3 protein-coding genes are annotated in these 10743 nt (G+C 49.5%); all 3 read right to left on the minus strand.

What is annotated here, in order from left to right:
* Positions 1-227 precede the first annotated feature (227 nt).
* Entirely contained in the window at positions 228-8195 is a 7968-nt protein-coding gene (locus NG833_RS16760) for a CHAT domain-containing protein (RefSeq protein WP_254566431.1), read from the minus strand.
* Positions 8196-8646: 451 nt separating this feature from the next.
* Entirely contained in the window at positions 8647-9780 is a 1134-nt protein-coding gene (locus tag NG833_RS16765; protein ID WP_254566432.1) for a site-2 protease family protein, read from the minus strand.
* A gap of 232 nt (positions 9781-10012) precedes the next feature.
* On the minus strand, positions 10013-10327 hold the full coding sequence (locus NG833_RS16770) for a Mo-dependent nitrogenase C-terminal domain-containing protein (RefSeq protein WP_254566433.1): 315 nt from the start codon (positions 10325-10327) through the stop codon (positions 10013-10015).
* Between the last annotated feature and the right edge of the window lie 416 nt (positions 10328-10743).

Here is a 10743-nt window from a genome sequence, read left to right on the forward strand (position 1 = left end):
AGGGAACTCCAAAAAATAAAATACCCAAAAAACCCGCAGGCTTAAGCCTGGGGCTACACGGACAAAGCCCGCCTGCGCGGCGTCATACAGTTAGGTGCTTAACCATCGGGATTTGGAGGATTTATTTGTTGGAACACCCTTACGCAAGATTTTGAGAATATACCGTAAATGTAGAGGTGAGAAAGCGAATCGCCTCTACATTTAGGGGTTAATGTTAAATATGGGGTTTACCAGGGACTGCCGATCGCCGTAAATCCGGACCAATAGTAGGGATGGGATAGGGGATAATCTCCTAGTTCTGACAATTCCGGTGGCAGGTTGAGTTCCCCTTGGGAGTGGATCAGGCGATCGGATTCTATTCTCACTTCCCCGCGTAGCATGGCGAGTTGTGCTTGACGCAAGGCATCGGCTTTTAGGGGAACGAGGTTGAGATGATGGTATAATTCGGTCATCAGTCCTAAGGTGGCTTCATCGTTGACATACCACAGGGAGGCGATCGCTGTTTTGACGCCACTTTGCACCGCTAATCCGGCAAACCCTAATTCTGCCTCGCGATCGCCGAGGGCGGTTCGACAAGCGGAGAGCACTAATAACTCCACTTTCGGCATATCTAACTCTAATGTCGTCATTTCATCTAAATTCAGCCGACGGTCCCAGAGTTGAATATAAGAATTCGTGCGATCGCCCGGTTGAAATTCCGCATGAGTCGCCAGATGAATAATTTTATAGTTATTTTGTTTATGGGATTGAAACAAGTTCTCTAGGGTAAACTCTTCATTTAAAAATAGTTGCTGAGACCCGGTTTGTTCCACAATTGTTGTTAACTCTAATGGCACGGCTGGTAAAGGCGCTTTCTGGGTAAATTTGGAAGCACCCATTGCCAAAACCTGAGCATTTTCTAGGGGAAGATAGCTCTGGGCGGTTAGACTAAAACTGGGAATTAAACTCAAACTATACCGTTCAATTAAAAATTGCTCTCCATCAAACAAGGCGGCAACGGGTAAACTGCGTAATCTCGGATCCAAAGAAAACAGGAGGGTGTCAATTTCTAAGTTTTCTAATTCTTCAGCAACGGGTCCAATCATCCAATCATACAGTTGTTTGGCCGAGGAAAAATAGTTGTTCATATTTTGTCGTCTCGGGTCGGTAATTTCCCATCGAAATTCATTGACCACGGGAAACAAAACTTCTGGAGTTGCTTGAAAAATGGTCTTGCGAATGGGACTACCCACCGGAGGAACTAAGATGATTTCCAAGCGATCGGCCCGAGAAACGGCATAAAGAATGGCCGCCTGTTTTCCCGTTTGCGCCTTGAGGTTTTTCAAGGTCGTTTGAAAGCTAAATAGGGTAAGATTTTGGGAGGGCAAATTGGCCGTCACACCAAGATAATCTTGGAATTCTTGATTCCGAGACTCTTCGATCGCCCAGAGAATTTCTTCGGTATTCTGATTTGCAAATGCCTGTTCCAGAGACAGGGTAATCTCTTCCGTTTTTTCCCCCTGAATCAATGCTTGATGATTCGGGTTGAGGGTGAGGGCAATTGGGCTACTATATTGGTGTTCCTGTTGGTGAGGAAGCAAGGCCAGATCCATCTGAACATACCCGGGAACGATAGTTCCCACGGTTGCTTTCATTTGTTTCAGGGATTCGAGTATTTCCTTCCCTTTGGCGATGTCGGTATCCGATAAGTTGGGATTTTGAAGCAGAGCCCATTGATACCAAATTGAACTATCAACAGTCAATATTTCATTCAAAATCCATCCCGGATCGCCGAGGGGTTCTAGGGGTTGTCCAGGGGAGTAGTTGAGGTTAGGGATAGAAACCCGATCGCCCGGTGTACCGGAGGCAATGGGTTCGGATAACGGTGCGATCGCCGCTTCTCCAGGTTCTGGCACAGTCTCCCCGGTGGGTTGAGAGAAAGGTTCGGGCAATGTCTCACTGACTTCCGGTGGCGATTCCAGGAATGGCACAGTCTCAGTATCCGGTGCGATCGCAGGCAGTTCTCCCTCAGGATTGGTGACAACTTCCCCAGCAGTTGCCTCGATGGGTTCCGTTACTCCCTCACTTGGGGATAACTGGGGCAATTCTATGGGTTGGGTGGGTTCTGGGGAGACCGAAATCGGCGACTGTTCGGGTTCAGGACCGATGACTTGATTTGCTTCCGGGTCTAGAGATTCCTCACTAGGGGGTAATTCCTGCGGCGATATTGGGGCGATCGAGACTTGCGGAATATTTCCTCTTATTTCTGGTGTAGGCAGGGGTTGAGATGCTTCCGATGGTACTTGAATCGGTGTTGGTGTAGATGATTCTACCGGCGCGGGTTCCGGTGTTGGCGCTGGTGTTGGTGCAGAGGATTCTACCGGCGCGGGTTCCGGTGTTGGCGCTGGTGTTGGTGCAGAGGATTCTACCGGCGCGGGTGTCGGTGTTGGCGCTGGTGTTGGTGCAGAGGATTCTACCGGCGCGGGTGTCGGTGTTGGCGCGGGTGTTGGTGCAGAGGATTCTACCGGCGCGGGTGTTGGTGTTGGCGCGGGTGTTGGTGCAGGTGTTGGTGCGGGTGTTGGTGCGGGTGTTGGTGCGGGTGTTGGCGCGGGTGTTGGCGCTGGTGTTGGTTCCTGTACGGGTTCCGGTGTCGGTTCCGGTGGGGGTTCTGGAACCGAGTAAATTCCGATATTGCCTTGGGTATAGGTGTATAAAAACGAGTCATTACTGATCCCATCGGTCCCCGTAAGCAAGGCCCCGGCAGTCCCATTAATGCTGGCATCTCCCACGACAAACGGCACAATCCCATCGCCGCCATGACGAATAATAATCGCCCCAGTCCCGGTCCCGCCAATGGTGGAAATACTCGCTAGTTGTCCATTTGCTGCGGTAAATGTCCCGGTAGCGCGGAAATTGCTCCCGGTGGTAATATCAACGGTTCCCCCGATTGTTCCCCCTTCGGCATTAATCCAACTCACTTCGATATCCCCTTCTGGGTCCAAGGTGACATTTCCTCCGGACCCCGCAGTTCCTGTGGCGGCGATCGCCCCGGCAAAGATGGAGGTTTCGGCGAGGACTTGAATAGTGCCTCCATCCCCTGTACCAGAGGAGTTCAAGTCTCCCGAGGTAATGATTCCCGGGGCCAAAGTGCCATTGCCTCCGGTTAAGGCAATGTTCCCCCCATTTCCCCCGGTGGCGCGACTATTCACGGACCCAATGGTGATATTATTCCCGGTTTCAATGCTCACTTCACCTCCAGCAGTGACGCCGGATGTGTTGAGATTTCCCAGGGTAATATTCCCGGTGGTGGTATTAACGGTGAGATTTCCCCCAGTTCCGAGGTTGCCGCTACTATTGATGTTTTCCCCAGTGATGCCGGTATTGGCACTTAGGGCGATCGCCCCGCCATTGTCTCCCTGGGTGGTTAAGGGTCCGACTGCGAGGGTTCCGGATGTACTTTCTAGGGTAATTGCGCTTGCCGTAAGATCCCGGGTAGTGATATTCCCCACTGCGGTTACTTGGGTGTTACCTTCGGTGGCGATCGCCTGGTTGAGACGAACGGTTCCCGTGGCATCGATGGTCATCCCGCCTAATTCTACGGCGATCGGGGCATCGACGGTGACATTCCCCGCCTGAATTTCTAACCCAATCAGGGGAATGATATTCCCAATGGCCTTCTCTATTTCTAGGTTACCTGTGCCGCTATTTAAGGTCAACTCCTGAGCACCATTCACGGTTCCCCCCAGGTTAATCTGTCCATTGGCGGCAGAGGTATCCAGGGTGATATCTCGATTCAGTTGAATATTGTCGCTTTGAATGGTAATTCCATTACTCTGGGTGGTGACAATATCTCCATCCAAAATTGTTGCAACTGCTGTGGCATTGAGTTCCGCTAAATTAGCAGTTTCTAAATGAATGGTGCCGTTATCTGCATTCAGAGTTAAGACGCGATCGCCCGTCACGGTTCCGGCAAAGGTAATATCTCCCTGCACCGATTCCACTGCGGTATCATCCTCTAAAATAATGCTGTTCCCTTCAAAGGTAATAGAGGAATCATTTTCCCCCCGAATCTCACCGGCAAGTTCTACCGTATTTCCCCGCAAAATCAGCGAATCTCTAAATTCTACCTCGGCCCGACCTGCTTCTAAGGTCGTGGTTCCGGTCCCATCTGTCCGTCCGATGATGATGGAGTTAAACCCGGTTTGCAATAAGTCGAGTTCTGTTGCCGTCAGGGTTAAGGCAGAATTATTATTTCCCAGATTGATTCCCCCAAGTTTGATATCTAAACTGGGAGTAAAGGGTTGTAATACTAAATTCCCTTCACCCCGAATTGTCCCGCCAAAATTGATGTCGTCAGCGGTTAATGTAATATCATTTAAAGGGGTGACGGCCCCAATGCTGGAATTAAAATTAATGCTGCTATTTCCGGCAGTTACCGTTAAGTCTTGATTGCCATTAACGGCCCCATCAAAGGTAATCTCTCCATTGGCCGTTTCTACCGTGGCGGGATTGAGAATTTGAATTTCTGCGTTGGTAGAAAAGGTTAGGGAAGCGTTATCCGTGCCTCGGACTGTATTATGTAAATTAATCATACCCGTTTGCGATCGCACGGTCAGAGGGTCGCTGATGGCAACTTGATTCAAATCAATTGGGCCAGTCCCATCGGTTCGTCCAATGGTAATCGAATTAAATCCATTTTGGAATTGATTGAATTCGGTTCCGGTTAAGTCTAAAGCGGGGGTATTATTCTCTGCATACCCCAAGGCAATAGATTGGTTCGCGGTGAAGGGTTCTAAAGTAATCTCACCTGTCCCCGAAACCGGACCGCCCAAGTCTATTTCCTCTCCCCGTAAGCGGAGATTGCCATTTAATAAGATACTATCCCCGAAGTCGAGGAGGGTGGCAGTCGCATTTCCCGATAAGGTGGTGGGGGTATCGGTGGTTAAGAGAGTTAAGGGGGTAGTTTCTCCAATATTCCCCTCTAGGTTGATTGTACCCGTGGCGGTTTGCAGGGTTAAATCATACCCCCCATCAATCTCGCCGATGATATCAATAGTACCGCCTCCAGCATTCACGGTGGTATCCCTGTCCAGGATAACGGTGCCTTCGATTTGAATGCCATTGCTGTTGGTGATGATTTCATCTTCCGGGGTGATGATTCCACCCGCAGTCAGGGTGACTGCCCCTCCAGTCCCGGAACTGCCGACTGCGGTAATATTTCCTGGGGTAATATTGTTCCCTGCGGCAACTGTAATCTCCCCGCCATCCCCAGCAGATGAGGCGTTTAAAAGTCCGGTGGTAATATTTTCCCCGGCATTGAGTTCAATTCCCCCCGGGGCGATGATATCCCCGGTGAGAATCTCGGTCCCCGCATTGAGGGCGACTGCGGCATTTCCGACAATCCCATCCGGGGCAAAAATCGCACCTCCACCCTGGGGCGATCTAATCAGCAAAGGGTCGTTAAAGGTGAGAGAATTCGTAACTGTGACCCTGCCACTACTGTTATTTCGGCCAATAGTCAGGGAGGCAAATCCCGGTTGCAACCAACCCAAATCCGTTGCGGTGAGTTGGAAAATGTTGGGATTTCCCGTACCCGGTCCGGCGATCGCCATGTCTTGGGCCGGGTCAAAGGGTTGTAAGGTGAGGTGAGTATTCCCGGAAACGACATCGGTAAAATGAATCCGATTGGCCGTAAGTTCTACATCCCCGGTAACGTTAATCGGGGTATTATAAGTTTGAGTGTTAGTCGTGGTGATATTCTCGGCGATCGCTGTCTGACCCGCATTCACCGTTAAATCCACTAACGGCGTCTCTTCCCCCACCACAGAATTAATTGTGACAATTCCCTGTTCCGTCTGGAGGACCAAACTGGCATCCCCATTGACCGACCCTTCCAGGTTGATATCTCCTTGTTCGAGGTACTGTTCAATGGTCAAGTCCTGATTAACCTGTAAATCCCCCTCAATGTTAATCGGATTAATATATCCTTGAATCGACTCCACTGAGATTGTCCCAATGGGTGCATATAAATCGATACGGCCACCACGGGTCCCATTTGTGGTAGACCGGGACCAAATTCTATCCGTCTCAATGTTGCCCTGATTTGCGGTGAGGAGAATGTTTCCCCCGTCTGCATTGTTATCGGACCGAGAGTCAATATTTTCAGTCAGAATGGAACCACTGGCGCTATCTAACGTGATTGCACCTCCATCGGCCCCACTACTGCGGGTATTCATATTCCCGGTTTGGATATCAGTTCCAGCAGCGATCGCAATGACACCCCCATCCCCTTTCACCAACCCATCCATATAGGCAGCGGTACTGAGAATCCCCGTTTCTACTCGTCCCAAGGGGGCGGATAGAGTAATATTCCCACCCCCTTGCTGAATCAAATCTCCCAGCAAATTGTCATTCGCTTCGGCGATGATATTCCCGGTGACAATATCTCCCCCAGTGGCGGTGAGGTTGACACTCCCCGCATTGCGGGCGACCAGTCCCAAACCTAGGATGTTCGTACTAATATCACTCACATCTACATTTCCCAGGGTAATATTCACTCCGGAAATGGTCAGACTCCGACCCTTAGTGACAATCGATTGAGTCGGGTCCATTCTAAAGTCCCCACTGCCGCTATTATTGGCATCCGCAATCAAGGCCAGTTGTAAGGGATTGGCCCCAACCAGGGTTCCTCCGGGATTGGCAAAGTTCAGAGATACCCCCGGGGCGATGATGATATCGTTACTCGCCTCCAAACGGATATCTGCAACAATCCCCTCTAAAGTTCCTGCACTAATTGTATAGGTTATGCCCGGATCATCCGTCCATAAAATCGTGCTATTCAAGAACAGTTTATTGTTGTGAGTCCCCCCATTCGCCACAATTTCGATATTTTCCGGGTCCAGCAGCAGGTTTCCCACGGTTCCCCGGACTGCACTCAAGTCCACATTTCCCCGAAACAGGAGAGTCTCTTTCCCGGACACTTCCACAAAACCCCCATCGGATGGGGTTTCCTGACTGCCTCGGGCGGTGATACTTCCGGCAAATTCGGTGGTATCATCGGCCCATAAAATCACCGTCCCGCCATCCCCGGCATCAAGGGCATCGGCAGCAATTTCTGACCCTTCACTCACAACGGTTTGGGTGGCATTGGGAATAGTTCCCTGTCCCTGAAAGTCGCCGCCAATTCTAATGGTTCCGCCACCACTCCCGGAGGCATCCAGGGTTCCTTCAATCACCCCGACTCGGTTGCCGAGGAGGGCGATTTGTCCTCCGGTGGTTTCTTCTGCCGAGACATCCAGAGTCCCGGAGGTGATGACATCTCCGGGTTGGGGTGCAACGGTGACTCCTGAACCTGTGAGGGCGATCGTGCCATCTTCCTGGACCTCCACGCCGGTGGCATGGGTGAGAGTCCCCCCGACGAGCAATTCCGGTAAAGACAAGGGGGCGATCGCCTCAATCGGTTGGGTCTGCTGGGGTCTCACCTCTAAACTCAGCAAATGATTTTCTTGGGAAATTCTCACTACACTTTCACCAGGGACTGCGGCGATCGTAATCGTTCCCCCAGGCGCGGCAAGGGTTCCCAAATTGAGAATGCTTCCGCCTAATAACGTTAAGTGATTCCCCGATCGCAGGATTAACTCCCCAAAATTGGCAATGCTTCCCGGTTGTTCTAACCCAAAGGCAAACTGCGATGGGGTTCCCACTAAACTTGCCCAGTTATTTTCCCCGATCGCATTAAACCACCCCTCTCCCACCCCAATTCCGGTGGCCGTCGTTGCTAAAAAGTCGCCCGGAACGTTCAGTTGCGCGTTTGACCCGAAGACAATTCCAGCGGGATTCATTAAATAGAGATTAGACTGGCCCCCGGTAATTTGAATTAATCCATTAATATAAGAGGCATCGCCGCCAGTAACTCGCCCCAAAATGTTAGCGATCGCCGGGTTGGAGAGAAAATTCGCAACTTGTCCCGCCTCTAAATTGAAGCGGTCAAAACTATGGAACAAATTTGCCCCATCTGCCGACTGTTGTCCCCCCTGAATATTAACTTGGGGTCCATCGGTGGTAATCGTGGTCCCGGTCCCATCCCTTGCCGGATCAATGCCTTGGGCCAACAAGGGGTGTTGATGCGCGCCAATCAAGGTGGCAACCAATCCAGTGACGATCAACTGAATCTGTTTGCCTGTTAATTCTTTGACTGGAACACTCCAATAACCCACGATCCTCTTTGACCTCCTTAGCTGTTCATCTGTCCCTGTTTAGCACCCTGATGTTCCTCAGACTGATGGCCTAATTCTGGAAAACCCCACCCCATTTTTTATATGTTAGAGGGCTGTTAATACCGGGTTTAAATTAAACAAAAAGTCTATTATTACGCTTCTCTTACTCTACTAGATTATATCCCCTTTGGCAACTTAAGTATTCCTACTTAAGTTTGGTCTTAAGTTCCTATGAACAGGTTGCTTAAAATTCCTTAAGTTCGGGACCGATTGACGCCAATCCTTGATAGGGAGAGGTTCCCTCGGTTAAAGGGGTCCGTTGCTTTAAAATTCCGCTTAAAATTCTGCTGAAGTGGGGCCGGGTTGAGGGACCGGATCGGGGACACCAAAAAACCCGGTTTCTGTTATGAAACCGGGTCGGAGTTAGATTAAACTAAGAGCCGATGAAGAATTAGGCCGGATTAGTTTGGCTAGATTTTTGTTTTTGCAGCTTCCGGATAATCTCACCTTTTTCTAGGAGTCCAACTAATACCCCATTATCGTTAATCACAGGTAACTCGGAGAGTTCTCGGTCTTCGAGAATGGCGATCGCCTCAAGTAAGGTGACATTGGATTTGATGGTAGTCGTGGATTCTACTGCTTTCATCAGTTCTTTCACCTGGGTAGTCGGCCAGTCTGAGGTAGAAATCAGTTTCAAATCATCCACGGCGATCGACCCGATTAAATATCCCGCTTCATCCGTGACTAAAAACTTGCGCCATTGAGTTTTGCTCCCGATAATATACTCATTGGCAAACTCACGCAAAGAAAGTTCCGCAGAGACAATCGGACTGTTGGGGTTGACCGCATCCGCTGCGGTGTAGTGAGAGAGGGTATCTTGGATTGAGGCCGATTGTGCCGCAGTTCCCGCATTTTGCACCAGGAAGAACCCGATTAACAAGGTCCAGAAGCTACCAATGTTACTGAGTCCGAGGATGGACAACCCACCGAGAAGGACCGCAATCCAACCGAGTGCTTGGCCGACTCGTCCGGCAAACATCACACCTTTATAGGGGTTGCCGGTAATTTTCCAGACGAGGGATTTGAGGATGTTCCCACCATCGAGGGGTAAACCGGGAATGAGGTTAAACAGGGCTAACATTAAGTTGATCGAGGCCAACAGTCCCAGAATTGCAGCGACTGGGCCACTGACTGGCGTTGTTAAGGCCACTGCACTAAACAGGATAAACAACATCAAGCTCACTGCCGGTCCGGCGATCGCCACCCAGAATGCCTCACCCGGGGTTTTGGACTCCCGTTCTAAACTGGCCAATCCCCCGAACAGAAACAAAGTGATAGACTTAACTTCAATTCCCTGACGAATGGCTACAAAACTATGTCCCAGTTCATGGGCTAAGACTGAAGCAAACAGCAACAACGCTGCAACCAATCCTAAGATCCAGGGGAATATTAACCCCATTGCTGGAAATTGAGAGGCCAGCCCTCCGCCATAACTAAAGGTCACTAAAGCCAGCACTAAAAACCACGAGGGGTTTACATAAAAAGGAATTCCGAATAAGTTGCCGATGCGAATGTTGCCGTTCATATTGGCTCCGTCATTTATTAACAATTGAGATGCAGTGTTTTGCCTCTCATTACATCTACTGTAACAAAATGTAACGCATCGGTCAATCTAGCTTGAGTCGTAGAAACCGTCCCTAGGGGTTCGGCTTAGAGAAACCGGATTTTAATCTGAGTAAATGTACGGAGTTACCCGAGTGATGGCCTGAACCTGAAGGGATAGAAGTCTTAGGAAGTCAAAGATTAGGGGAGAAGGATTAACAATAGGCCGTGACATCTTCACCACATTCATCGGCGAGGAAACATAACGCCCGAAACCGCAGAAATACCAGTTGCTCATAAAAGGGATTGAGCTTACACAGGGGCGGAATATGAAATAAAGTCCGTCCAAATAGTTGGATATCCCGTTCAAATGGACATTGCGCCGGAATTAGCTGGCACAACTGTTTTGCCTGCTGAGGATTCTTAATTTCAATGCGATCGATCCAGTTGCGGATGGGAAGCAGGACATCATGCAACCCTAGTTTAGAAGTAGTTTTCGACTGAGTTAATAAGCTTGATAAAATAAACATATCGATTTTTCCTTGATATGAATTCCTGAATGTTTTTGTCTCTTATAGTTCTATTATTAACTCTGCATCCCGGGTTTGTCCCATTCCCAAAGTAGTAAAATCCCACCTCGTTAGATAGAGCTTTCCGGCACAATTATACGAACAATGGGAGATTTAATGGGTTTTTCGGTGTATTCGAGATCGCATACAACCGCTAGAACTCTTTCTGCATCAAGGATTGACTCTCTCTTACCAGAGATAGAGAGAGTCAATCCGATTAAAAGGCTGGCTCTAGGTAACTGGACAGTGAAAAGTTCTGTATAACCCAGAGGGGCTCGCTCTATGGCCTAAAAAAAATGGACCGGCATAAAACCAGTCCATAAGTCATACAGGGCTTGTATTCTAAGCTAACCAGTGTTTCCATTATGCAGCCAAAA

This window comes from Oscillatoria sp. HE19RPO (assembly GCF_024220515.1).
Classification (GTDB): domain Bacteria; phylum Cyanobacteriota; class Cyanobacteriia; order Cyanobacteriales; family Laspinemataceae; genus Laspinema.

Bases quoted from the DNA above. Each gene is read 5' to 3' on its own strand.
- NG833_RS16765 (WP_254566432.1), bottom strand. From the start codon at position 9,780: ATGAACGGCAACATTCGCATCGGCAACTTATTCGGAATTCCTTTTTAT.
- NG833_RS16770 (WP_254566433.1), bottom strand. From the start codon at position 10,327: ATGTTTATTTTATCAAGCTTATTAACTCAGTCGAAAACTACTTCTAAA.